Below are 25,921 nucleotides of genomic sequence, written 5' to 3'. Positions count from 1 at the left end.
AAAGCTTTCATATTGACTTAGCTTGCGCTACAATGAATGAAAGATTGATGAAGGGAGTTAGCGCATGACACAGTATAAAGCTTTCAAAGTGAAGGATGTTTTTTCAAGCCCAGAAATTCTTAATTCCGATGTTTATCAAATATCACTTGAGGTATTTAACGCGGTTAGTCATGGGGTTGGATTTGTCTTATCAATTCTAGCGACTTGTTTTTTGTTCGTGAAAGGGGTCAAAAGTCAGTCGCTAATGAGTATCGTTGCCTATCTAATTTTTGCTTTGTCTATGTGCTTGATGTATTTTAACTCGATGATGTATCATGCAATGTCGCGGACAATCTTAAAGCCTATCTTTAAATTTTTTGATCACACTGCGATTTATCTATTGATAGCGGGTTCTTATACACCTTTCGCTTTATTGTTAGTTGGCGGTTGGTTAGGACTGGTTTTAGTGATTGTGGAGTGGGGCGTAGCTTTAATTGGGATCATGGGAAAAGCGGTCGGTAATGAGTGGGTTATTAAACATTCGACACTTTTATATTTGTTAATGGGGTGGATGGCTATCTTTGCTATTAAGTCGATTCTAACCAAGTTACCCTTACCAGGAATTATGTGGCTCTTTGCTGGCGGATTAGCCTATAGTCTAGGAACGATTTTCTATAAATTTGACGAAAAATATGCCTACTTTCATGTCTTCTGGCACTTCTTTGTGATGTTGGGTTCAGCTTGTCTTTTTGTGACGGTCTATTGTTATGTGTAGTAGATAGAAAGAATGATAAAACTGCTTGTTCCAGATCAGGGGACAAGCAGTTTTTTATTAATTATTTTTCTAGTGAAAGCGAAGATTAAAAGGACAGGTGTGGCTAAGTATTATTTAAGATAAATTCTAAAAATTGAAAGCTACTAGTAAAAATACAAAAAGAGGCTTGTCATTTGACCTGACAAGCCTCTATAAAAATTAGTCTTCAGTTCTAGCGTTTTTATCAACAAAGCCGTATTTCTTGTTGAACTTATCAACAACACCATCGGCTTGAGTAAATTTCTGACGTCCCGTGTAGAATGGATGCGAATCAGAGGTAACTTCCATCCGGATCAATGGATAAGTATTTCCGTCTTCCCATTCAACTGTTTCTTGAGAAGTTTTAGTTGATCCTGATAAAAATTTAAACCCGGTTGAAGTATCCATAAACACGACTGGATGGTAGTCTGGATGAATTCCTTGTTTCATGCTTATACTTCCTTTCTGCCGTAAGCTATTCGCTAGCCTACAGTTATTCTTACACAAAGTGCAACAAAGGTATTCTAGCAAAAAATAAGAGAGGATGCAAGTTGTTTTTAGGGGAAACTTTTTAGGGGAAAATTGGACTAGATGAGTCTAACTACTAAGTTTATCTGTGACTCTAATCACTAGAAAATCGCGACCAATAAAACGCTTGCAAATAAAATGGGGGGGGAGTATAATGACAGCAGAAAACGTTTTATTTACCAAGCGATGAAGAAATACCTTTATCAGATCCGAAAAGTTACCGTCCAGTTATGGGAGCTCGGTAAAGAGTTGTCTTGAAATGATTGATATCGTTTGCTTTTAAATAGGAAAATAGAATAGAAAAGAAGGTTAGATAATGAAAGCGATTCGTTGGGATTTGAGCCTGATAGCGGGGATTGTTTTAACTATTTTAGCGGCATTAATGAGTGTGACGATTCCTTTGTTTCTAAAAACGATGATTGATGGTGGTGGGCATTTTAGCTTAAAGAACATTTTCATATTACTGCTTTTGTTTGTCCTTCAAGCAGCATTGGCGGGACTGGGAGGATTTTTGGCGGCCCTAAATGGAGAAAAGACCGTTGAATCACTTAGAAGCCGTCTTAACGCTCACTTAATCTATTTGCCTCAATCATTTTTTGACCAACAAGAGTCAGGGGAGTTTGTGTCACGGATTATGACGGATAGTCAAGAGATCCGCGAATTTGTGACGCAGTCTTTACCGAATTTTATTTTGGGTATTTTTACCATTATTTTTTCCGTGATTGCCCTGATTCGTTTAGATTGGAAGCTATCTTTAGCGATGGTTATTACTTTTCCGGTAATGCTGTCTCTATTGATCCCGATCTCTAAGTTGTCGTTTGCCAATGCAGAGAAATTTCAGACTTCGAATTCAAGGCTTACTTCTAAATTGATTACGATTTATAAAAATATGGCTTTTATTAAGTTATTAACAGCAGAAGATCAGGTATCTAATGATTTTGATCAAGCAAATCAGGAGAATTTTAGCCTTGCTGTTCAAAAGAAAAAAATAGAGGCTTTTACTCAGCCGGTTGGTTTGGCCTTTCTATTTGCGGCTATTACGATTGTTTTTGCTTATGGGGGTTATCGGGTTTCCTCGGGAGCAATTACGGTAGGGACCTTAATGTCGTTTTTAGTATTTACCCTGCAATTATTGAATCCAATGGGTGGGTTGTCGGATCAAATTTCGAGTTATTTTAGAATGAAGGGCGCCTCAGCCAAACTATTTAGTTTTTTTGAGATGGCTAAAGAGGATGTGGGTGGAGATCAAGCTTTTCAAGCAGGCGACATCCTAATTAAGGATGTTTCATTTGCCTATCAAGATAAAGAAATCATTACGGGATTAGACTTAGTTATTCCGAGAGGTTGTCGTTTAGCCATTGTTGGTCCTTCAGGTTCGGGTAAGTCCACTCTAACTCGACTCTTGATGCGTCTTTACCAGCCTCAAAAAGGTCAGATAAGCATAAATGGTCAAGAAATTAATAGGATTGACCTATATCAATGGCGCAATGCGATTTCATATATTGCTCAGGGCAGCTTTTTTATATCAGGGAGTTTACGAGATAATCTTTTATTTGGTCTCAAATCTAGACCAACCGATCAAAAGATTCATCAAGTCCTACAACAAGTTGGTTTAAGTGAGGACCTTGCTCGCATGGAACAAGGATTGGACACGCCAGTGGGCGAAGATGGCAATCTCTTATCAGGGGGTCAAAAGCAACGGCTATCCATTGCTCGAGCCCTCTTAAGGGAACACTCAATCATTATTTTTGATGAAGCAACATCAAATCTCGATGCGGACAAAGAATCGGTGATTATTCAGCTCATCAAGGATCTCCCTGAATCGATCACCGTGATTATTGTTGCCCACCGTTTATCAACAGTGGTGGATGCGGACGAAATTATCTTTTTTGATCAAGGAAGAATTACAGGCTTGGGTAGCCACAGAGTGCTTTATGCTAATCATGAAGATTATCGTCGTTATGTTAATGAACAAATGATTCAATAATTGAGAATTAGAAGAGGATCGATTACTAAAGGGGCTGCGGCTCCTTTTTTAATTCGATTTTACGGATAAAAAATGCTATGATTTAGGCGATTAAAAATTCTAGCGAGGTGAGCATTTGAAGTTAGAACATTTTGAGGAAAAAGGTTTAAAGGTATTTTTAGCAGGTGCTTCATTTAACTTTCGTCAGGCTAAGCTGCAAGAAGAAGCTTTCTATCAGCAGATTAACTTGGCCTTAAAATCAGGAGGCTTCCCAGAAGGGACGCTCTATTCTGGTAAGCAAGTCCATGGGGATCGCATTGAATATTGTGGGGGACAAAATGGGCAAGAAGAAGCGTTTGGCCGAAGCATTATGGATACGGATGGCTTGATCACTGATAAATCAGAAGTCATCTTGATGACTAAGTTTGCGGATTGTACACCTATTTTATTGTATGATCCGGTAAAAAAAGCCCAATGTTTAGTGCACTCGGGTTGGCGAGGAAGCGCTAAGGAAATTGGACGTAAAGCGGTTCAATCGATGCAGTCACACTTTAATAGTCAGCTGAAAGATTTGATGGCTATGGTTGGACCATCTATTGGTCAAGTCGATTATCAAGTGGATGAGGTCGTCTATCAAGCGTTTGAAAAAAGATCGGACCGCATGAATTATTTTAAACCGGATCCTCATGAAGCCGGCAAGTATTATTTAGACATGACCCAGGCCAATGTGTGTCTATTGTTGGATTCGGGGCTAAAAGAATCGCAAATTTTTGCAGATACTCGCTCTACCTTCTCGAGTTCACAGCTTCATTCTGCAAGGCGAGAAGGAACAAATTACCAACTAAATGCGATTTTTTCAATGATTCAGGCTTAGAAGATGTTATAATAGAATTACTAAATCATAAAGGAGCTTATTATGTTTAACGAGAAAGACCAAATTGCTGTCAATACGATTCGCGCCTTATCGGTTGATCAAATTGAAAAGGCCAACTCGGGGCACCCTGGGCTACCAATGGGAGCTGCACCAATGGCCTATGCTTTGTGGGCAGGACACTTACATGTGAATCCGCAAGAAGCAGAGTGGATTAATCGCGATCGTTTTGTGTTATCGGCAGGTCATGGGTCAGCCATGTTATATTCGTTATTGCATTTGTCAGGTTTTGATTTGTCAATCGAAGATTTAAAGAATTTCCGTCAAGCAGGGTCTAAAACACCGGGACATCCTGAATATCGTCATACTCAAGGGGTTGAAGCAACTACGGGTCCCTTAGGACAAGGGATTGCTCAGGCGGTTGGAATGGCGACAGCCCAAGAACATCTAGCTGCTCTTTATAATACCGATGAATTTCCTATTTTAGATCATTATGTCTATGCCTTGGTAGGAGACGGTGATTTAATGGAGGGTATCTCCTATGAAGCGTGCTCTTTTGCGGGTCGGCAAAAGCTAGGAAAACTCATTGTTCTTTATGATTCTAATAACATCTCGCTAGATGGAGATTTAGATCAAGCCTTTACTGAGGATATCAAGGGGCGCTTTGAAGCGCAAGGTTGGCATTATCAAAAGGTGACGAATGGTAATGATTTGAATCAGATTTCACAAGCGATTGATAAGGCTAAGCATGTTCAAGATCAGCCGTCTTTAATTGAGATCAAGACAGTGATCGGTTACGGCTCACCTAATCAAGGAACTTCAAAAGTTCATGGTGCACCAATCGGTCAAGAGGCATGGACTAAAACTAAGGAAATCTATAAATATACGCAAGAAGCCTTTGTAGTGGCGGAAGAGGCCAGAGCTTTATTCCAAGAAAAAGTGATTGACCGTGGTCAAAAAGCTTATCGAGCTTGGCAAGACTTGTTTGCTAAATATGAAGGAGCTCATCCTGAATTAGCATCATCCCTTAAGGCAGCCTTTGCTGGCGAATTACCAAGCAATTATGATGAAGCGATGACTTTTGCCAATGTTGCTGACAAGGCCGAAGCTAGCCGGGCAACGTCAGGTCGAGCGATTAATGCGATTGCTCAGAGCGTACCTTACTTCTGGGGTGGATCTGCCGACTTATCGGGGTCCAATAAAACGATGATTAAGGATACAGAAGACTTTATGCCCGAATCACGTCGGGGTCGAAATATTTGGTTTGGTGTTAGAGAATTTGCAATGGCAGCCATGATGAATGGGATTCAACTATATGGCGGAAGCAAGATCTATGGTGGGACTTTCTTCGTCTTTTCTGATTATTTGAAAGCGGCAGTTCGCCTATCTGCGCTTTCCAAATTACCGGTCACCTATGTTTTAACGCATGATTCGATTGCAGTGGGTGAAGATGGACCGACCCATGAGCCGATTGAACATTTAGCGGCCTTTAGGGCAATGCCTAATTTGAATGTTTTACGACCAGCGGATGTTAATGAGACTATGGTTGCTTGGAAAGTTGCTTTAGAATCTAAAGAGACGCCAAGTCTATTGGTTCTAAGCCGCCAAAATCTTCCGGTTTTAGCAAACACTCAAGAGAAAGCTGAGGATGGCTTGCGCAAAGGGGCATATATTATCTCTCCTGAAGCAGATGGGGACTTGCAAGGAATTCTTATTGCGACAGGATCAGAAGTTGCTTTGGCAATTGAGGCGCAAGCGCTGCTTAAGAAAGCAGGCTATAATGTGAGAGTGGTCTCTATGCCGTGCCAGAATCTATTTGACCAAATGGATCCAGCATACCGTGAAGAAGTACTACCTTCAGCGGTTCGTCAACGGATGTCGATTGAAATGGGTGCTGGCTTTGGTTGGGAACGGTATGTTGGCCTTGATGGGGTAGTTTATAGTATTGACCGTTTTGGAGCCTCAGCACCAGGGGACCAAGTAGTCGAGGACTATGGTTTTACCGCTGAAAAAGTGAGTCAAGCTTTCCAAGATAGCTTTAAATAACTTTATTAAAAAGCGTGTTGTAGAGGCGTTAGCTTTGTAGTGACCCTCAAAAGTCAGACTTTTATCCAGGACACATTTTAACGTGTTCTGGATATTTTTTATTATTTTATGATGCACTTTTTACTTTTAATTAGAATAATTAAAAACTTATTGACCAATAATTTTTAGATTAAAAATATGGCCTACTCAATGCTTGTTTGGTAAAATAGGGATAAAATAAATAAAAGGGGTATATTTTATGAAGCAAAATAGAAAATTTTTTAGGTTATTGTTGATTCTAATGTCTGTAGCGACTGCTTTTTCTTTTTATGGAAAAAATACCCGTCCTTTGTTGGTAGATGCTAGAGAAAACCAAGAACAGACAAGTGTTGAAATTGAGGACATTCATGGAAAAGTAACTGTTCCAGTGAACCCTCAAAAAGTCGTGGCTTTGGACAATCGAACCTTTGATAGCTTAATCGAATGGGGGGTTAAGCCAGTCGCTGTACCCAAAGATGTGATGCCTGCTGACAATGCTTATGTTAAAGATTCTTCCATTGAAAATATTGGCAATCATCGTGAACCAAATCTAGAAATGATTGCTGCCTTGCAGCCAGATCTCGTCATCGTGGGTCAACGGTTTGCTAGTTATTATGATGAAATAAAAGAGCTTGTTCCTGATGCGGTTGTGGTGGATTTTAGTTTTGATGTGAGTGAAGAGGCCAGTGAACCGGGAAAAGCTTTGGTTGAGGGTATGAAGCAGTCGACTCAGGCTCTAGGAAAGATTTTTCAAAAGGAAACAGAGGCTCAAAGTCTTTGTGAAGCTTTTGATTTAGCCATTTCTCAGGCGCAAGCGGCATATAATGGAGAGGACAAGGTGATGTCTCTGGTAGTATCAGGTGGAGATATTGGTTTTGCGGCTCCAGGTTTTGGTCGTGTGTGGGGTCCGATATATCAAGTGCTAAATTGGCAACCTGCTTTAGAGGTCGCTAATGAAAGTTCAGACCATAAAGGAGATGATATATCAGTTGAAGCCATTGCTCAAAGTAAACCTGACTGGCTGATGGTATTAGACCGGGATGCAGCTGTTCAATCGAACGATGAAGGAGCAAAGCCTGCCAAAGATGTTATCGAACAATCACCGGCTTTAAAGGATTTACAGGTCGTTCAAGAAGGACATATTTATTATGCACCCAAGAGCACTTATACCGATGAATCGATTCAGACTTTTACACAGATCTTTGAAGAAATTGCTCAATTGATGGGTGCATCGTTAGAGAGAAATTAAACAATGTTTAGTAGCTTCTACTAAAGGAGGGAAGAAATGATTCGACGAGTAAAAGTTTCTAGAAAGATAGGGCTTATTTTATTATCGATGCTTTTTCTGGGATTATTTCTTTTATCTCTTTTTGTTGGAGTTTATGACTTAACGCAGTCGCAAACAGCTTGGAAAATGCTTCTAATTACCCGACTTCCTAGGACGTTAGCCTTGGTCTTGACGGGTGCTTCGATGGCTTTGTCGGGGTATATTATGCAATTGTTGACTCAAAATCGCTTCGTAGAACCTACAACCATGGGGACGATGGAATGGGCGGGGCTCGGCTTGATTTTGGCTTATATTATCAATCCGGCAGCCCCTTTAGTGTTTAAGATGAGTTTATGTATTGGATTTTCAATTTTGGGAAGTCTAGTATTTTTAAGATTAGTGCGTCATTTACGCTTTAAGCAATCTGTTCTTCTTCCACTAGTTGGCATTTTATCCGGGGCCGTTATTTCTGCGTTTTCAAATTTTTTAGCCTTACAATTTAACTTGAATCAAATGCTAGAGGTATGGTTCACTGCTTCTTTTGCTTCAGTTCAACAGGGACGGTACGAGTATCTATGGCTAATTATTGGAATAGTCATTATTTTTTATAAATTAGCAGATGAACTAACCATTGCCGGCCTAGGGGAAGAGATCGCTTCAAATTTAGGGGTAGACTATACTAAAATAACTTTTATTGGCGTGTTTTTGGTATCGGTGTCTGTTGGTATTGTAGCTGCAGTAGTGGGGTATTTGCCTTTTATCGGATTGATTATTCCAAATATCGTAGCTATTTTTTGGGGTGACCATTTAAAGAATAATCTTCCTTTTATATTGATTTTGGGTATGATTTGTTTATTAGTTTGTGATTTATTGGCGCGCTGGTTGATTATGCCGTTTGAAGTGCCAGTATCAACTGTTTTGGCCATGGTGGGGTCGATGACTTTTATTGGTTTATTATATATTCAACGAAAGAAGGGTTTGCGCTGAAAGAATTATATTCGCCATTAAGGTCTAGTTATCGGTTTACCTCAAAAGATGTTAAGCGACAATATTATCGCTATTTTATTGGTTTAACTATCCTTGTTAGTATCTTGCTCCTTACCTTACTTTTATATAATAATCCAGTGTCAGCGGGCTCTCCCTCTTTTTGGCCCGTTATGCAGAGGCGTTTAAAGGGAATCATTGCCATTTTACTAGTGGGTATTTGCCAGCCAGTTGCGACGATTATTTTTCAAACAGTGGCCAATAATCGGTTAGTTACTCCCTCTTTGCTTGGCTTTGAGGCAATCTATCATTTGATTCACACGAGTCTGATCTTCTTTATGGGGATGTCTCATTTTATTGAATTTAAGGGTTTGCCAGCTTTTTGTTTGCAACTTGTATTGATGGTTAGTGTCTGTCTATGCTTATATACTTGGTTACTGGAGGATCAAGCGCAAGATATTCATCGGATGCTATTAGTTGGGGTGATGCTAGGTAGTGGTTTGGCTGCTTTAGCAACGTTTATGCGGCGTTTGTTGACACCCTCAGAATTTGATGTTTTGCAGGCCCGTTTATTTGGGTCAGTGAATCATGTTCAAGCGGAGAATTTTATTGTAGCGATACCCTTGGCTTTACTTTTATTTGGACTTGCCCTTTATGTAAGCAAGTATTTGAATGTTTTGATGTTGGGAAATCAAACAGCCAAAAGTCTAGGGCTAGATACTCGTCGCTGGTTAATTTTTAGTTTAATATTAGTGGCGGCCTTAATGGCAATTTCTACGTCTTTAGTAGGGCCTTTGTCCTTTTTTGGTTTTTTAGCGGCACATTTTACCTATTATCTAACGCCGACTTATGATCATCGGCATTTATTTCTAATGGGGCCAGTTGTAGGTGTTTTTATTCTTTCACTGGCTTATTTTACGATGAATCATCTTTTTAACGCTCAAGGAGTCGTGGGTATCCTGATCGAGTTTATCGGAGGGATTACTTTTTTAATTTTAATTTTTAAAGATAGTAAAGGGGGGCAAGTATGATAGAATTAGTGGGAGTGACTAAGTCTTATGGGGATCAGCTTTGCCTGGGGCCCTTAACTTTGACAGTTCCATCGGAAAAATTTTCAGCGATTCTAGGGCCGAATGGGGCGGGAAAGTCGACCTTACTTTTGATGATGGGAAGACTATTAGAAAGTGATCAAGGACAGGTTATCTTAGACGGGCGTTCGATCGACTCCCTTTCAAAAAATGATTTGGCTCGGCAAGTGTCAATTCTTCGTCAGGAAAATCATTTAACGGCGCGGGTTACAGTGAAACAACTGGTATCGTTTGGCCGATTTCCTTATACTCGAGGACGTATTAATCAAGAGGATGATCGGATCATCCAGCGGTATTTAAACTTTTTAGATTTAGAAGATCTGAGTCAGCGTTATTTGGATCAACTATCGGGCGGACAACGTCAAAAGGCCTATGTGGCTATGGTATTAGCTCAGGAAACCCCTTATATTTTTTTAGATGAGCCTTTAAATAACTTAGATATGGCTGCCTCAATTCAAATGATGCATTATTTGAATCAGATTGTCACAGAGTTAGGGCGGACAGTTGTGGCTGTACTGCATGACGTGAATCTTGCCAGCCGATACTGTGATTGGTTATTTACTCTAAAACAAGGACAGTTGATACAAGAAGGATCTCCTTATCAGGTGGTCACATCTTCGAACTTAGAAGAAATTTATGGAACACAGATCGAAGTTATCCAAGGGGATAGAGGGCCGGTTGCTATTTACTAAAGAGATTGCCACAAAAAAGAGGTGCTTTATGAATAAAACAAATGAAACACGGTTCTTAATCGTCCGTTTAATTGTATTTGGACTGTTAATAGCCATTCAAATGGCTTGGATTTTGGTAATAATTGAGGGTCTGTTGAGTTATTCTGCTTTGCTGAATATGGTCTTAAGTTTGCTCTCTTTTCTAATTATTTTATATTTAATGAATAAAGATGATAGTCCTGCTTATCGGATGTCGTGGATTATATTGATTGCGCTCTTTCCATTACTTGGTTCGTTATTTTATCTTTTTGCAGGTAATAAACGCCCTTTAAAAGAAATGACCCGACGTATTCAAAATCAAGTAGAAAATCATCGAGTGGATCGACAAACTGTCCCGGATGCATTACCAATTCTTAAGTATAGATCTAATCGGTTATCCTCGATTGCTAAATATGTTTCAGATTTTGCTGGGATGCCTGTATTGGTCAATCAAGAAGTCGATTATTACCCAAATGGAGAGTCTGTCATGGATGATTTAGTGGCAGACTTAAAAGCAGCTAAGTCTCACATTTTTCTTGAGTTTTTTATTATTGAAGAAGGACAGATGTATGATCGGATTTTTGATGTTCTAAAGCAAAAAGCTAAGGAAGGAGTAGACGTTCGCTTAATCTATGATGATTTTGGATGCTTGTTACGTTTGAATGATTCTTTTGTGGAAGATATGGCACGGTATGGAATCAAAGCCCTAAAGTTTAACCCTGTTCGCCCTATCGTATCCTTAGTCTATAACACGAGAGATCACCGAAAATATATCATTATTGATAACGAAGTGGCTTATACGGGTGGGGTTAATATTGCGGATGAATATATTAATAGGAAGAATCGCTTTGGTTATTGGAAGGATACGATGATTCGTGTTAAAGGGGGCGCTGTTTGGAATTACGCTCACATGTTTCTTTTGTTATGGAATGCTTATAAGAATGAAGATTTTGATTTTACAAAATTTGATCATCTTGCTAGTTTAGATCAAAGTCGTCAAGCTTTAGTAGAAAATCCAAATAAACTTTCATTTGTTCAACCTTTTTCAGACTCACCATTGGATAGCGAGCCTTTAGGAGAAAATGTCTATCGAGAAATCCTCAATGCGGCAGAGGATTATGTATATATTTATACCCCTTATCTAGTGATTTCCTATGAATTACAGACGGCCATGATTTTAGCAGCCAAAAGAGGGGTGGATGTAAGGTTGATGACACCAGGAATTCCAGATAAAAAAATGGTATATCGGATCACGAGGTCTTATTATCGTCCTCTGATTGAAGGCGGTGTTCAGATTTATGAATATCTTCCCGGGTTTTTACATGCTAAATCCTTTGTATCTGATGATCGAGTTGCTATTGTAGGGACGATTAATTTAGACTATCGTTCTTTATATTTACATTTTGAAACAGGAACACTCCTTTATTTTCATCCTCAAATTAAAGCCATTAAAGCAGATTTCTTGGAGGCTCAAGAAGAAGGCAAACGAATTCGTGAGAAACATTTACGAAGAACGGTTTTTGGTAAGATTACCGATGCCTTGTTAAGACTTTTGGCACCATTTGTTTAGAAGGGGTGAAAAAGCGCTTTATCTGCGGTATAATGAATTTATAGAACAATTTTAGAAAGTAGGTGAAGTGATGAGTGTTGTAGATTTGCCTTTGCAGGCAATTAAACAATCAGATATCTTCCAGAACGATCTCCTATTAGAAATACTCGATCTCAACGGAGAACAACTAACGTATTACTTTGAAGATAAGCTTATTGAAAATCCTTTTATCGAGTTTGAGTATCCCATTGAACATCGTGTGAATCAAGTGCCGGTAGATCGGCATGGACATGAAGCTGATCCTGCGATGGATCAACAAAGTCCTTGGTTAGCGCAAACTTTGGAAACTTTTTTATATGAACAAACAATGTTGCATCGGCACACGGTTATTCGAGATGTCATGGTTGCATTGATTGACTATATTGATGATCAAGGCTATTTACCTTATACCTACGAAGAATTAGCCGCTAAGCTGCATCAAGATCCTATTGTTGTCTTAGATGCGATTACTCTTTTGCAGCAATTAGAACCAGCAGGAGTGGCTGCGTATAATGTCAAGGAATGTTTATTGTTGCAGACTTTACAAGATAAGCAGGCACCGACGAGAGCTGCTTATCTATTAGAGAACTTTTTTGATAATTTAAATCATCAGGATTATGCAGCGATTCAGGCTACAACGGGTTTGAGCGAAGCGGTAATTCAGGAATGTGTTTATTATTATCATTCACTTCGTCCGGTCCCTGCGTCTTTATTTGAATCTCGCCCAGTGACGGGATCGATTCCTGATGTCAAAGCGTTTATTGATCAAGATCAAGTGAAGTTGGAGTTTAATCACCAGTATTATCCAAGGCTAAAGTTTAATCAAACATATTATCAAGAGATGACCGAGCAAGAAGATTCAGACTTGCAAGCCTACATTCAAAAGCATTATCATCAATATCAAAGCATGGAACAAGCCTTAAAATTGCGAGAACAATTAGTGCTTGCTGCAAGTCAATTGATTATTGATCATCAAAAAGATTTTTTCTTAAAAGTTACGCCAACTCCGAAACCTTATTTAATGAAGGATTTAGCCGAACAAATGGGCTTATCAGAAGCTTTGGTACGATTAATCGTGATGAATAAAAACTTGATGTTTAATGAAGTGGTCTATTCTTTATCAGATTTTATCAATGTTTCTGCTAAAGTAGGTCGGTCAGGATTGTCAGCCTTGAATATTCAAGCCTTGATAAAAAATATTATTCACGAGCAGGGGTCAGCTATTACCGATCAAGCAGTGGTTGAATTATTAGCCAAAGATCGCATTATGATTAGTCATCATTTAGTAAAACGTTATCGTGATAGCATGAATAATGATCAGCCATAAATTAAAAGAGGGAATCATGTCGATTGCGACATGATTCCTCTCTTTGCTATTTTTAATGCTTTTTATCTTTAATGAGTTTAAAATTCAAAAAAGTAAGGTTGACGGAAGAAGGGATCTTCCATCAACCTTATTTATATTTTAGAAAATCATTTTATTCAATCGATACGTCATCTTGGGTTAAAGCTTCATTATAATAGATTGAATGGGTGTTGCAAACTAAATGTAAGGGAACTAATTCTTCGCTTGCGGGATCGTAATATGCAATGACAATCAGTCGATTTCCCAGTACGCTTAATGCATGATTAATTAATCGGGCATCGTGGTTATTAGCAAGATTTTCACAATAGCGATAGGATTGGGGGAGAATCAAGCGTGGAACTTGGACTTCATCTCCTGCTACAGTCATTGTGACTTGGTCAATAGCCAGATTTAGTTGGCTAAGATCACTCTCTTTATTAACAAGGGTTAATATTTTTTCTAAATTTTCTGGGACAAGTTCTTCCTGGCTGGCTGATTTTTCTTGGTCAGAAAGTTCTTCTTCATAGTACTTATTCATCGCTTGATTTAAGTCCTGAATGACAGTTTTATCTTGATCAAGTGTTAGATAAGGATAGCTAGCTTGTTCTTCAAGTTGTTCGTTTAGCAAGCGTAAATCCTTTGGCAGTTGGAAAGGATCTATGGATTCTGATTCGTTGGCAAAGACAGTGGGTGCTAGACTAACACAAGTGATGAGGCAAACTAGCAAAAATTTGATATTTTTTAGCAATTTTTTCATAAAGCATTCTCCTTTTCATAGTCAACCTAATTCTAACAAATAATACTTACGCTTAGGTAACAAGTATTTAACAAATTATATTAAAAACGATCCAGATGCATTGCAATCTAAGTTGAATATGCTACACTAGTAGAAGAAATTTAAGGTCTTTTAAGGCATTCCTGTGAGGATGCTAAAGTCTCAAGTTAACTAAAGGCCCTATTTTCGAATACAAGGGCTATTTTTTATGCCCTAAAAAGGGAGAATACTATGGAAAAAGTGACAACATTAATTTTACAACCCTCTGAAAAGCCAAGTTTTGCCAAGGGGTTACTACTTAGTTTTCAGCACGTCTTTGCGATGTTTGGGGCAACGGTTTTAGTCCCTTTAATTTTAGGCTTATCTGTGTCTACGGCTTTACTAGCCAGTGGTGTGGGAACCTTAATATATATTACAGCGACGAAATCCAAGGTTCCGGTCTATCTTGGTTCTTCTTTTGCTTATATTACAGCCATGTCCTTAGCTATGGAGCAGATGGGTGGGGATATTTCTGCAGCTCAAACGGGGATCATGATGGTTGGACTAGTCTATGTCTTGGTATCTTTGATTATTTCTAAGACAGGGACTAAGTGGTTGAATAAGATTCTACCCCCTATTGTGATTGGACCCATGATTATGGTAATTGGCTTGGGATTAGCATCATCTGCCGTAACGAATGCTGGGCTCGTATCTGGTGGAGATTGGCGAAATGTCCTTGTAGCAGTTGCTTCCTTATTAATTTCTGTATTTATTCAAGTATACACTAAAGGTTTCATACGAGTTATTCCATTTTTAATTGCGATTGTGGGAGGTTATATTATAGCCTGCCTATTAGGAATGGTTGATTTTGGACCGGTAATTGAAGCAGCATGGATTCAGTTGCCTGATCTCAGCTTACCATTTGCGACACCGATAGAAAATTGGAAGCAATATCACTTTTATTTTGGACCGGAAGCGTGGGCAATCATACCGATAGCTTTAGTGACTGTTTCAGAACATACTGGGGACCATATTGTTCTAGGGGAAGTTTGTCAGCAGAATTTCTTAGAAGATCCAGGCTTAAATCGTACTCTATTAGGGGACGGTGTAGCTACTTTTGTGTCTGCTTTTATTGGTGGACCTGCTAATACGACTTATGGTGAAAATACAGGTGTCATCGCTTTAACCAGAGTGGCTTCTGTGAATGTTATTCGTAATGCAGCCCTGATTGCAATAGCCCTTAGTTTTCTAGGTAAATTTAATGCCTTAATTGGAACTATTCCGCCAGCTGTTCTAGGAGGTATGTCTATTCTACTCTATGGTGTTATTGCCAGTAATGGATTGAAGGTTTTAATTCAAGATCGGACTGATTTTACGCAATCACGTAACTTGATTATCGCTTCAGCCATGTTGGTAATAGGCTTGGGTGGAGCGGTTCTTGATTTTGGAGGATCCTTTGTTCTTTCGGGGACGGCTCTATCTGCCTTGGTTGGAATTGTTTTAAACTTAATGTTAACAGAAGAAAAAACTTACCATGATTAATGGCGATTAATTTAACGGGTAACATGGAGACTGCAGGAAGTAGCCTGCGGTCTTTTTTTGTTGAAGAACCCTAAGCTCAAGAATAGTTTTTTTTAGAGGCTTTTGATAAGATACATATAAAGAACTAATCTTTAGAGGAGGAGAATCAATGTTTCCTTATGGCTTTTATTTTGATAGCACCTATATTTATGTGTTAATTGGTATGGGCTTAGTGATGCTAGCTCAATATCTTGTCAAATCAACCTTTTCAAAGTATAACCAATATGCAACCCAAAAAAATATTTCCGGCCAACAAGCTGCCGATCATATTTTAAGGGCAAATAATATCCATGATGTTCGTATTGAACGGGTGAGGGGTGCTTTGACGGACCATTATGATCCCCAAAACAAAGTGCTAAGATTATCGGATGCTACCTACGATCAAACATCGATTGCAGCGGTAGCGGTAGCGGCCCATGAATGTGGTCATGCTGTTCAAGATGCCGTGGGTTATCCTTTGTTAAGGTGGCGAGCTGCTTTAGTGCCAGTGACACAATTCGGTTCTTCGATAGGAATGCCCTTGATTATTATTGGTTTCTTGTTTCAACTGACAGGCTTGATTTGGGTTGGTATTATTGCCTTGTCAGCAGCATTGTTATTCCAATTGGTGACTCTACCTGTTGAATTAGATGCCTCTCGTCGTGCTCTAAAGAGCTTAGAAGCAGAAAATGTATTTCGGAGTGAAGAATTACCAGCAGCAAGGAAGGTTCTCCGGGCAGCGGCATTTACCTATTTAGCAGCAACTATTTCAACCGCTCTACAAATATTCCGTTTAATTCTTTTATCCAACCGATCTAGAAGAGATTAGTGAGGAGGGAATCCATGGCTAAAATCTGGCAAAAGCTAAATCGATTCAAATGGAATCCTCAAATGGCGAAGGAGTTACTTCAAGAGAGTCAGCAACAAGTTGATCGAATGCAACCAGTTAATATTTTATTGGTCGGTAAGACAGGTGCTGGCAAATCAACGCTGATAAATGCTTTGTTTCGTGAGGAGGTTGCAAGAACTGGCATGGGGCTACCGGTAACGGATCACTTGATAAAGTTAACCAAAGAAGGGATGCCTATTACTTTATATGATAGTCGGGGGTTGGAATTGGGTCAGTCTGAACAGTCTCAAACGATTCAAGGAATATTTGAGTTGATCGATTTGCAGAAAGCGAAAGGGCCCACAGAAGCGATTCACTTTGTTTACTATTGTATTCACGGGGGAATGGGTCGAATTGAAGAGCAAGAACTTCTTTTAATCGAGCATCTGAGCCAAAAATTACCTGTTATTATTGTGATTACGCAAGCCTATAGTCAAGCTAGTTTTGAATTTAAGCAGTATTTAGAAGTCCATCTCAGTCAAGTTAAGGCCGTTATTCCTGTCTTAGCTAAGCCAGTAAAATTAGCCAATGGTCAAGAAATGGCTGCTTTTGGATTAAAGGAATTGATAATGACGACAATGGCAATTCTACCAGAGGAACTTCACCAGGCTTTTATCAATGCCCAACAAGCCGATATTGATTTGAAAGTTACTAAGGCGAAACGTTGGGCTAAAACATATATTTCATCTGCTTTCGGTATTGGTTTTATCCCGATTCCTGTTGCAGACGCTTCTTTATTAGTGCCTATGCAAATTAGCATGTTGGCTCAGATTACGGCTTTGTTTGGTTTATCTTTAGATATGGCTCAAATAATGAGCATTTTAGCCGGTATTGGAGGAACGAGCGGGGCCACAGCATTAGGCAAATATATCGCAACCTCTATGATTAAATGGGTACCAGGCTTATCTTTTTTAGGGGGCGGTTTGTTAAATGGAACGACCGCTGCAACATTAACGATGGCTTTGGCTTATGCTTACATTGAAGCATTAAGAATAATTGCTGTTTCTGAATCTCAGGGTAAGAGGATACCATTGAGACAAATACAAACTTTGATGAAGCAACAATTCAAGCGTGAATTACAGCATAGTCAAAAATTGTTTTCAAGCAAACAAGGTCAAGCTATCTTGAAACAATGGTTAGAATCAAATAAAAATTAATTTCAAAATAAAAAATGCTGGTGACACGTATTTAGCTTCTAGACTTGACAACGGTGACGGATCATTTTATGATAAACCCTAGCTATTTAGTAATTATTACTTTTTGTGGTTCGGAGGGGTCACATGGAAATATTAAAAGTAGAAGATTTATCTTTTTATTACGATCAGGAAAAAGTATTAAATCAAATTAACTTCACCATTCATGAAGGAGAATTTGTCATTTTAACGGGAGAAAATGGGGCGGCTAAATCAACGTTAATAAAAAACATTATTGGTTTATTTAAACCAGCTACAGGGAAAGTGTATTTAGCGCCTAAAAATTCTCGCGGAGGGAAATTAGCAATTGGTTATGTTGCTCAAAATATCAATGCTTTCAATGCGGGATTCCCTTCAACTGTTCAACGATTTGTTGAGTCAGGTCGCTATTCTCAAGGGCGTTGGTTTAAGCCTCTCGACGATAAAGACTATGAGCACGTTGATCGGGCTCTTGATGCAGTAGGTATGGCTCATTTGCGGCATCGTCTGATCGGGCAGTTATCAGGTGGACAAAAACAGAAAGTGATACTCGCACGTATTTTTGCCTTAGACCCTGATTTTTATGTGCTTGACGAGCCCACAGCGGGTATGGACAGTCAGTCAAGGAAAAGTTTTTATCGTTTATTACAGCATTTGACCAAAGAACATGGAAAGACAATTATGATGGTCACGCATGCGGATGATGAAATAGAGGGCTTCTATGATCGTGAAATTCGTTTAATCAGAGAGGAGGGGTCGCCGTGGAGATGTTTCAGTATGAATTCATCCAACGAGCACTCATTGCTGGGTTAGCAATGTCTTTTATCACGCCAATTATCGGTTTGTTTTTAATTTTACGTCAACAATCCTTATTGGCGGATACCCTTTCTCATATTTCTCTAGCCGGGGTAGCTTTAGGTTTGTTATTACACATTTCACCGACATATGCAACCTTGTTGGTGGTTGTTTTGGCTTCTCTAGGTATTGAATATCTTCGAACAATTTATCGTGATTTTTCAGAAATATCAGTCGCTTTAATGATGTCTACTGGGATGGCCTTAGCCCTAGTTTTGCTCAGTTTAAATACGAGCCAGAGTAATTTCCAAGTGGATCAGTTCTTGTTTGGTTCAATTATTCTGATTCAAGCGAATGAATTAAAATTATTAGTCACGGTAGCTATTTTGGTCATGGTCCTGTATTTAATCTTTCGAAAACCTCTCTATGTGGTGTCTTTTGATGAAGCAACCGCTCGGACCTCGGGTTTGCCGGTTAAATTTATCTCTACTTGTTTTTCAGTATTAACAGGTGTAGCGATTTCAATTATGATGCCGATTGTGGGTGCTTTATTAGTTTCAGCTTTAATTGTTATCCCATCAGCAACTGCCATTCGGATCGCACGTTCTTTTAATCAAAGCATTGTGATTGGTATTATCATTAATATGCTTGGGATTCTTGTAGGCCTGATGTGTTCTTTTAACTATGACACTCCGCCTGGGGCAAGCATTACCTTATCTTTTATGGGGATTTTCCTTATTGTAACCCTAGGACAAAAAATTTATTTGACTTTTCAAAAGAAAAGACAAGCTAATTTAGAAATTCGTTCTTAACATATAAGTATCTTTTTAAATAAAGCTGTGATCCTTGGATCATGGCTTTTTGCTATATTTGAAACTGTTAAGTAATCGTGATAAAGTAAAAAAAACAGTTAAAGGAGTAAGAAGAATGGCGAATGATCATGGGACTTTCAAATATAAACGAAACCAGCGATTAATTGCGATGACGCAAATATTAATGCAAGCGCCCAATCAGTTAATTAATTTTGCTCGTTTTACCCAGGAATTTGGATGTGCAAAGGCCTCTGTTTCTGAAGATATCGAGATGATCAAGGAGGTTATGCTTGCTCGTCAAACAGGAGTCGTTGAAACCTTTACCGGAAAATCCGGCGGGGTTATTTTTAGGCCGGCATTATCGGAAAAAGCTGTTCAGGATTTACAGACTTTAATTCAGGACAAGATGTTGGAAGGCAAACGGATTTTGCCTGGTAATTATATTTATGTGAATGATCTACTACAAGATCCATATATTTTAAAATCAATCGCTCAATTAATCGCCTTTAAGTACGATTCAAAAAAAATTGATGCTGTGGTGACGATTGAAGCCAAGGGAATCGGCTTAGCGGCGATGGTGGCTTCATTTTTAAATGTTCCCTATGTGGTCGCAAGAAGAGAATCTTCCAAAATTGAGGGATCGACCATTTCGATTAATTATATATCCGGATCGCATCAAGTGGTTCAAAAAATGGAGTTATCTAAGCAATCGCTACAAGCTCATTCAAAAGTACTATTGGTAGATGATTTTCTACGTAATGGGGGAACGATGGCCGGTTTATTAAGTTTGATGGAAGAGTTTAATTCTAAGGCGGTTGGCATTTGTGTTTTCGCAGAAAATAAAGCACAAGGGCGGGTAGCCTTACCAAATTATCAAGCTTTATTTGAAACAAGTTTAGCCTATAATAATGAGGTGGGGCATTATCAACTAGAAACCCAAATAGGGAATTTTTTTCAATCGGCAAAGGCGGATGGATAAATAACATAGGAAGCGTTATAATGTAGGTAAACGTGTTGAAAAGGGGTGTTGATTGAGTGGAAAGAATGGCAGTCATATTAGCTGCAGGATTGGGTACTCGGATGAAGTCGTCTTTGCCAAAGGTGTTACATCCGATTTCAGGCTTGCCCATGGTGGGACATGTACTGCGTGCGGTTAATGCGTGCCGTGTAAGTGAAAAGGTAACGATTGTTGGAAAAGGTGCTGATTTAGTTAAGCATGAATTGGCAGATCAATGTCAGTTTGTTATACAGGATCAGCAGTTGGGAACAGGACATGCAGTCTTACAGGCAAAGGAACTCCTTCAAGATAAGCCAGGTAATACCTTGGTGGTTTGTGGAGATACGCCACTTCTAAAAGGATCAACTTTAAATGATTTGTTCACATACCATGAGACAAGTCAGTCAAAAGCTACGATATTGACTGCAGAAATTGACGATCCTAAAGGCTATGGCCGAGTTATCCGTGATCAAAACGGTGGAGTTATACGGATTGTTGAAGAAAAAGATGCAAAAGATTCTGAACGGCTTGTTCGAGAAATTAATACCGGCACTTATATCTTTGACAATCAGGCTTTATTCCAAGCGTTAGAACAAGTGGGAAATGATAATGCTCAAGGTGAATATTATCTTCCGGATGTTATTTCTATTTTGACGAATCAATCTGAAAAGGTATCTGCTTATGTTATGGAAGATGTGAGTGAGTCTTTAGGTGTCAATGATCGTTTGGCGCTTTCTAAGGCTCAATTGCTAATAAATCGTCGACTTGTTGAAGATCATATGCGTCAGGGTGTGACTTTTACGCATCCGGATTCGGTGTACTTAGAAGTGGATGTTACGATTGGTTCAGATACAGTTGTAGAAGCTGGTGTTCAACTTAAAGGGAAAACCAGTATCGGAAAAGGATGTTTAATTGGAGCGCATTCAGAGATTGATTGCTGCGTGATCGGAGAGGGAGTGCAAATTCGTCAATCCTTCTTGGAACATTCACAGATTGCTAAGCAGGTAACGATTGGACCATTTGCTCATCTAAGACCCCATAGTAATTTAGGTGAGGGCGTTCATATTGGTAATTTTGTGGAGGTAAAAAATGCGACCCTACACGCAGAAACAAAGGCTGGGCATCTCGCTTATATTGGCGATGCAGAATTAGGTGAATCGGTTAATGTTGGGTGTGGTGTTATTTTTTGCAATTATGATGGTAAAAAGAAACATCATTCAAAGATTGGCGACCAAGTATTTCTTGGATCCAATTCAAACATTGTCTCGCCAGTTGTGGTGGGGGATCGATCGGTGATCGCTGCGGGATCGACAATCACGGATGATATCGATTCAGAAAGTTTGGGGATTGCACGAAGTAGACAGGTAAATAAAGCAGATTATTGGCACAAATTTAATACAAACAAATAGAAAGAGGGATTTCCTTTGACGAATATGAATCATTACGCCGACCCAAAGTTGAAGATCTTTGCATTGAGTTCCAACCAACCTTTAGCGGAAAAAGTCGCTCAAGCGGTTGGCCTCGAGCTTGGTAAGGTGTCTTTAACCCACTTTGCTGATGGGGAGATTCGTGTTAACATTGAAGAATCGATTCGCGGTTCGCATGTTTATATTGTTCAATCAACATCTAATCCTGTGAACGATCATTTGATGGAATTGTTAATTATGGTAGATGCTTTGCGTCGCGCTTCTGCAAAAACGATCAATGTGGTCGTTCCTTATTATGGGTATGCCCGTCAAGATCGTAAGTCCCAGTCTCGTGAACCCATTACGGCTAAGTTAGTAGCCAATATGCTTGAAAATGCAGGTGTTAATCGCTTAGTAGCTTTAGACCTTCATGCGGCACAAATTCAGGGCTTCTTTGATATTCCAGTCGATCACTTGTTAGGGGCACCCTTACTCGCTAATTATTTTATTGATAATAATCTGGTGGGGGATGATGTCGTGGTTGTATCTCCAGATCATGGGGGCGTGACACGCGCTCGTAAATTAGCGGAATTTTTAAAGTCGCCGATTGCCATTGTGGATAAGCGCCGTCCTCGTCCTAATGTCGCTGAAGTGATGAATATTGTGGGATCGGTTGAGGGTAAACGAGCAGTTATCATTGATGACATGATTGATACGGCTGGAACGATTTCGATTGCGGCACAAGCCTTAGTGGATCGCGGTGCTACAGAGGTCTATGCTTGCTGTACCCATCCGGTTTTATCAGGCCCTGCCATTGAACGATTGACAAATTCCGTCATTAAAAAAGTGATTGTAACAGATTCGATTCTGTTGCCAGAAGAAAAACGGATTGATAAAATTGAAATTGTATCGGTCGCACGACTAATTGGTGAAGCGATCAAACGGATTCATGAAAACCGCTCTGTTTCACCCCTATTTAATGAAAAATTTTCTAATAAATAATGCTGGTTCGTTCGATAAGGGGTAAGCGATCGATTATGCATAGAGGCTGTGACATTTTAGTTACAGCCTCTTTAAATTAGTTTTTAAATGGTGAACGGATAATAATTATACGCTTATGTAAGTTATTTTATTTAACTTTGAGTATCCACTCGTTCAAACAGTTCGATTAGACTCTGCTTCTTTTAAATGGAATTCATGGAATAAATTAAAAATGTCAACAAAAGATGGAATACGATGGTATAATAGCGATATTAGCTTTATGAAAAGAGGTTTATAATGACCCATAAAAAAGAATTGAATAATTTATTGCGGATTGTTGTAGTATGCATCGCTTCCTTGGTCAACTTATTGAGTATTTATGTATCGTTTTATTTAAAATTTTGGACACAAATCCCAATGCGTAACTTTCAAGCTTTTCAAGCATCTTATCTTTGGATTTTGTTGGGTTTTATTGTGATCCATATTCTATTTGGGACATATATTTTTTACAATAAAACTTATTTGGATTTGTTTTATTTTACCTTTTTAGGCCAGGTCTTTATGATGGTTTTTATGATGGCTTTGAGCTATGCGGGAGCTTGGCTGACTTTCCCCAGATCGGTTATTTTACTGAATTTATTAGTAGGGACTGGGCTTTTATATGTCTTTAATGCCTTTTCCTACTGGCTATATCATCGTTTGTCGGGACGAAAACGGATTATGATTTTAGGTCAAAAGGATCAGGTTTTTGAAGCGGTTGTCAATTTCTCCCGAATGACTAACCAACGACATCAAGTAGTATTTGTTGGATTTGAGGATTACTATCAAAAAGTACAGGATTATAGTGATCAGATTGATATTGTTTATTTAACGGGTTATGTTGAAGAAGCAGAACGTTTAAGAATCTATGAGTATCTTATGCGTCAAGATAAGAAATTATTTTTAGGCACTCAATTTGCTAATTTAATGATGGTCAATCCTAATATTATGTCATTTGAGGATGAAAGTATTATTGAACTATCCGGATTTTCTATTCCTTTTGAACAAGCTATTCTTAAGCGGTCGTTAGATATCTTGGTGGCTTTAACTTCTCTAGTCCTGTTATCGCCGGTCATGTTGGTAACGGCGCTAGCGATTCATTTTGATAGTTCGGGACCCGTTTTTTATAAGCAAGAACGCGTAACTAAGGGACAAAAAGTTTTTAAAATTTTAAAGTTTCGCTCAATGAGCCAAGAGGCAGAGCAAGTTTCTGGCCCTGTTTTGGCAAGCTCCAATGACCAACGGATCACCAAGGTGGGTAAGTTTATTCGATCTACCCGAATCGACGAGTTGCCGCAAATGATTAACGTTTTAAAAGGAGAAATGTCCTTGGTGGGTCCAAGGCCTGAACGACCTTTTTTTGTTAACCAATTTAAGCAGCAGAATCCATATTATGACCTTAGGCATCAAGTTCGGGCTGGAATTACGGGCTATGCGCAAGTCTATGGAAAATATGCGACAGACTTCAATAGTAAGCTAAATTTTGATCTCTTGTATATTAAGAAGTATTCTTTAGCCTTTGATTTTAAATTGCTATTTCAGACTTTAAAAATTCTCTTCGATAAAGTTTCTGCGAGGGGGATTGAAGAACAGACGCTTAATCAGCTTTCTTGGGAAGATTTCAAGGATCAACTTCAGATTTTGGAAGACTAACTGAATAGGAGTTCCTAGTAAAATAGGAAAAAGGATTTACCGGCTTAGTGATATAAGTCGGTAAATTTTTGTTTGCTCGATAATATGTCATTGTTTGAAAGTATCTAACTTGTTTTTGCAGTGAGAGAATATGATACAATAGAAAGTGAATATTACAAGGTGGAGGATGAGGGAATGACTTATCGATATCCAGATGATAGTTTGATGTTACATACAGATCTATATGAAATAAATATGTTAAAAACATACTGGGAAAAAGGAATCGATCAAAAACAAGCGGTCTTTGAAGTGTATTTTCGCAAGAACCCCTTTCAAAATGGTTATGCTATTTTTGCTGGATTGGAAAGGGTTATTCATTATTTAGATCAGTTTCGCTTTTCAAAATCAGATATTGAATACTTAGCTGGGTTAGGATTGTATTCACCAGAATTTTTAGATTATTTATCAAAAATGGAATTACAACTCACTGTTCGATCGATGGTTGAAGGAGAGTTATGTTATGCAGATGAACCACTTATGCAGGTTTCCGGTCCCTTGGGTCAGTGTCAACTAGTGGAGACGGCGATCCTAAATATTGTGAATTATCAGACCTTGATTGCGACAAAAGCAGCTCGAATTCGATCTGTAGCAGGTGAAGGAGACAGTATTGCTGAATTCGGTGCTAGACGAGCTCAGGAAATGGATGCTGCGGTATGGGGTGCACGTGCAACCTATATTGGAGGATTTAATTCTACTTCTAATGTTCGAGCTGGGAAGTTATTTGGTATGCCTATTTCTGGGACACATGCCCACGCTTTGGTGCAAGCCTACCGTGATGAGTATGAAGCATTTAAAGCATATGCTCAAACCCATCGAGATGTTGTCTTCTTAATTGATACTTATGACACTTTGAAATCAGGTCTTCCTACCGCTATTAAGGTAGCTAGGGAGATGGGAGATCGGATTAATTTTATTGGGGTACGGATTGATTCGGGGGATATGGCCTATCTATCGAAACGGATTCGGGAACAACTCGATGAAGCGGGTTTCTCAGAGGCACTAATTGTTGCTTCCAACGATTTAGATGAAAAAACCATTTTGAACTTGAGAATGCAGGGTGCTAAGATTAACTCTTGGGGTATTGGAACAAAAATCATAACAGCCTATGACCAACCAGCTTTAGGTGCAGTGTATAAATTGGTAAGTATTGAAGATCAAACAGGACACTTGGTTCCAACGATGAAGATTTCTTCTAATGCTAGTAAGATTACTACTCCAGGCGAAAAGCAAGTTTGGCGCATTACTCGGCAAAAAGATGGAAAATCCGAAGGGGATTATGTGGCTTTAATAGATGAAGAACTTAAAGGCTTAGATTCGCTCTATATGTTCCATCCGGTGTATCCATATATCAATAAAACAGTTAAAGAATTTAATGCCAGACCCTTACTCCAAGTAATCTATGATCAAGGACAACGTATCTATGATTTGCCGACCTTAGAAGAAATACGTCAATATGCAAAAAGCAATCTGGATTGCTTATGGGAAGAACATAAACGAATTTTAAACCCACAAATCTATCCAGTCGATCTGTCTACCAAGCTCTATCAGTTGAAGATGGATTCCATTGATGTCATTCGCCAAAGAGTCGCTGAAAATGCCAGAGTATTGGCGGATGAATTAGATTTGAGTGATGACTAGGGG

22 protein-coding genes are annotated in these 25,921 nt (G+C 39.0%); 20 read left to right on the top strand and 2 right to left on the bottom strand.

Going from position 1 to position 25,921, the window contains the following annotated elements; genetic code table 11:
• Positions 1–64 precede the first annotated feature (64 nt).
• The gene (trhA, locus tag HMPREF9706_RS04855) at positions 65–754 is read left to right on the top strand and encodes a PAQR family membrane homeostasis protein TrhA (protein WP_006908257.1); all 690 of its coding nucleotides are present in this window, start codon (positions 65–67) and stop codon (positions 752–754) included.
• 198 nt (positions 755–952) lie between these two features.
• Here the strand turns inward: trhA and HMPREF9706_RS04850 are convergent, their stop codons facing one another.
• Positions 953–1,222, bottom strand: a complete 270-nt coding sequence (locus HMPREF9706_RS04850; protein WP_006908256.1) for a type B 50S ribosomal protein L31 — start codon at positions 1,220–1,222, stop codon at positions 953–955.
• Between the two features lie 394 nt (positions 1,223–1,616).
• Between HMPREF9706_RS04850 and HMPREF9706_RS04845 the strand changes: the two genes are divergently transcribed.
• The 9 genes from HMPREF9706_RS04845 to HMPREF9706_RS04805 all read left to right on the top strand — a co-directional run bounded on the left by HMPREF9706_RS04845 (position 1,617) and on the right by HMPREF9706_RS04805 (position 13,165).
• A complete protein-coding gene (locus HMPREF9706_RS04845) occupies positions 1,617–3,287 on the top strand; it encodes an ABC transporter ATP-binding protein (RefSeq protein ID WP_006908255.1) in 1,671 nt (556 codons plus the stop codon).
• A 115-nt stretch (positions 3,288–3,402) separates the two neighbouring features.
• Positions 3,403–4,140 carry a peptidoglycan editing factor PgeF gene (gene pgeF, locus HMPREF9706_RS04840; RefSeq protein WP_006908254.1) on the top strand — a complete coding sequence of 246 codons (738 nt, stop codon included), beginning with the start codon at positions 3,403–3,405 and terminating at the stop codon, positions 4,138–4,140.
• A gap of 42 nt (positions 4,141–4,182) precedes the next feature.
• A complete protein-coding gene (gene tkt / locus HMPREF9706_RS04835) occupies positions 4,183–6,183 on the top strand; it encodes a transketolase (RefSeq protein ID WP_006908253.1) in 2,001 nt (666 codons plus the stop codon).
• A 238-nt stretch (positions 6,184–6,421) separates the two neighbouring features.
• Positions 6,422–7,450 carry a siderophore ABC transporter substrate-binding protein gene (locus HMPREF9706_RS04830; protein WP_006908252.1) on the top strand — a complete coding sequence of 343 codons (1,029 nt, stop codon included), beginning with the start codon at positions 6,422–6,424 and terminating at the stop codon, positions 7,448–7,450.
• 36 nt (positions 7,451–7,486) lie between these two features.
• Positions 7,487–8,455, top strand: coding sequence for an ABC transporter permease (locus HMPREF9706_RS04825; protein ID WP_006908251.1), 969 nt, complete (start codon positions 7,487–7,489; stop codon positions 8,453–8,455).
• A gap of 170 nt (positions 8,456–8,625) precedes the next feature.
• Positions 8,626–9,483: an iron chelate uptake ABC transporter family permease subunit gene (locus tag HMPREF9706_RS04820; RefSeq protein WP_006908250.1), complete on the top strand. Its 858-nt coding sequence runs from the start codon at positions 8,626–8,628 to the stop codon at positions 9,481–9,483.
• Positions 9,480–10,232, top strand: coding sequence for an iron ABC transporter ATP-binding protein (locus HMPREF9706_RS04815; protein WP_006908249.1), 753 nt, complete (start codon positions 9,480–9,482; stop codon positions 10,230–10,232). The genes HMPREF9706_RS04820 and HMPREF9706_RS04815 overlap by 4 nt, the downstream gene beginning before the upstream one ends.
• A gap of 28 nt (positions 10,233–10,260) precedes the next feature.
• Positions 10,261–11,820, top strand: a complete 1,560-nt coding sequence (gene cls / locus HMPREF9706_RS04810) for a cardiolipin synthase (protein WP_006908248.1) — start codon at positions 10,261–10,263, stop codon at positions 11,818–11,820.
• 70 nt (positions 11,821–11,890) lie between these two features.
• Positions 11,891–13,165 (top strand): RNA polymerase factor sigma-54, encoded by a 1,275-nt coding sequence (locus HMPREF9706_RS04805; protein ID WP_006908247.1) that lies wholly within the window; start codon positions 11,891–11,893, stop codon positions 13,163–13,165.
• 151 nt (positions 13,166–13,316) lie between these two features.
• Here the strand turns inward: HMPREF9706_RS04805 and HMPREF9706_RS04800 are convergent, their stop codons facing one another.
• Positions 13,317–13,940 carry a hypothetical protein gene (locus tag HMPREF9706_RS04800; RefSeq protein ID WP_006908246.1) on the bottom strand — a complete coding sequence of 208 codons (624 nt, stop codon included), beginning with the start codon at positions 13,938–13,940 and terminating at the stop codon, positions 13,317–13,319.
• Positions 13,941–14,189: 249 nt separating this feature from the next.
• Between HMPREF9706_RS04800 and HMPREF9706_RS04795 the strand changes: the two genes are divergently transcribed.
• The 10 genes from HMPREF9706_RS04795 (at position 14,190) to HMPREF9706_RS04750 (ending at position 25,918) form a co-directional block, all read left to right on the top strand.
• Positions 14,190–15,479 (top strand): uracil-xanthine permease family protein, encoded by a 1,290-nt coding sequence (locus tag HMPREF9706_RS04795; protein ID WP_006908245.1) that lies wholly within the window; start codon positions 14,190–14,192, stop codon positions 15,477–15,479.
• Positions 15,480–15,627: 148 nt separating this feature from the next.
• Positions 15,628–16,326, top strand: coding sequence for a zinc metallopeptidase (locus tag HMPREF9706_RS04790; RefSeq protein WP_006908244.1), 699 nt, complete (start codon positions 15,628–15,630; stop codon positions 16,324–16,326).
• A 14-nt stretch (positions 16,327–16,340) separates the two neighbouring features.
• On the top strand, positions 16,341–17,543 hold the full coding sequence (locus HMPREF9706_RS04785; RefSeq protein WP_006908243.1) for a YcjF family protein: 1,203 nt from the start codon (positions 16,341–16,343) through the stop codon (positions 17,541–17,543).
• Between the two features lie 123 nt (positions 17,544–17,666).
• Positions 17,667–18,371 (top strand): metal ABC transporter ATP-binding protein, encoded by a 705-nt coding sequence (locus tag HMPREF9706_RS04780; RefSeq protein ID WP_006908242.1) that lies wholly within the window; start codon positions 17,667–17,669, stop codon positions 18,369–18,371.
• The gene (locus tag HMPREF9706_RS04775) at positions 18,320–19,165 is read left to right on the top strand and encodes a metal ABC transporter permease (protein WP_006908241.1); all 846 of its coding nucleotides are present in this window, start codon (positions 18,320–18,322) and stop codon (positions 19,163–19,165) included. Before HMPREF9706_RS04780 ends, HMPREF9706_RS04775 begins: the two co-directional genes overlap by 52 nt.
• 115 nt (positions 19,166–19,280) lie before the next feature.
• A complete protein-coding gene (gene purR, locus HMPREF9706_RS04770) occupies positions 19,281–20,144 on the top strand; it encodes a pur operon repressor (RefSeq protein ID WP_006908240.1) in 864 nt (287 codons plus the stop codon).
• A gap of 65 nt (positions 20,145–20,209) precedes the next feature.
• On the top strand, positions 20,210–21,571 hold the full coding sequence (glmU, locus tag HMPREF9706_RS04765; protein WP_006908239.1) for a bifunctional UDP-N-acetylglucosamine diphosphorylase/glucosamine-1-phosphate N-acetyltransferase GlmU: 1,362 nt from the start codon (positions 20,210–20,212) through the stop codon (positions 21,569–21,571).
• 24 nt (positions 21,572–21,595) lie between these two features.
• The gene (locus HMPREF9706_RS04760; RefSeq protein WP_035392864.1) at positions 21,596–22,570 is read left to right on the top strand and encodes a ribose-phosphate diphosphokinase; all 975 of its coding nucleotides are present in this window, start codon (positions 21,596–21,598) and stop codon (positions 22,568–22,570) included.
• Positions 22,571–22,846: 276 nt separating this feature from the next.
• Positions 22,847–24,241 carry a sugar transferase gene (locus HMPREF9706_RS04755; RefSeq protein WP_006908237.1) on the top strand — a complete coding sequence of 465 codons (1,395 nt, stop codon included), beginning with the start codon at positions 22,847–22,849 and terminating at the stop codon, positions 24,239–24,241.
• A gap of 174 nt (positions 24,242–24,415) precedes the next feature.
• Positions 24,416–25,918, top strand: a complete 1,503-nt coding sequence (locus HMPREF9706_RS04750) for a nicotinate phosphoribosyltransferase (protein WP_006908236.1) — start codon at positions 24,416–24,418, stop codon at positions 25,916–25,918.
• Positions 25,919–25,921: the final 3 nt, after the last annotated feature.

It is taken from the genome of Facklamia hominis CCUG 36813 (genome assembly GCF_000301035.1).
Classification (GTDB): Bacteria; Bacillota; Bacilli; order Lactobacillales; family Aerococcaceae; genus Facklamia; species Facklamia hominis.
The sequence above is the reverse complement of the archived record's forward strand: the minus strand, read 5'-3'. Positions and strand labels throughout refer to the sequence as shown.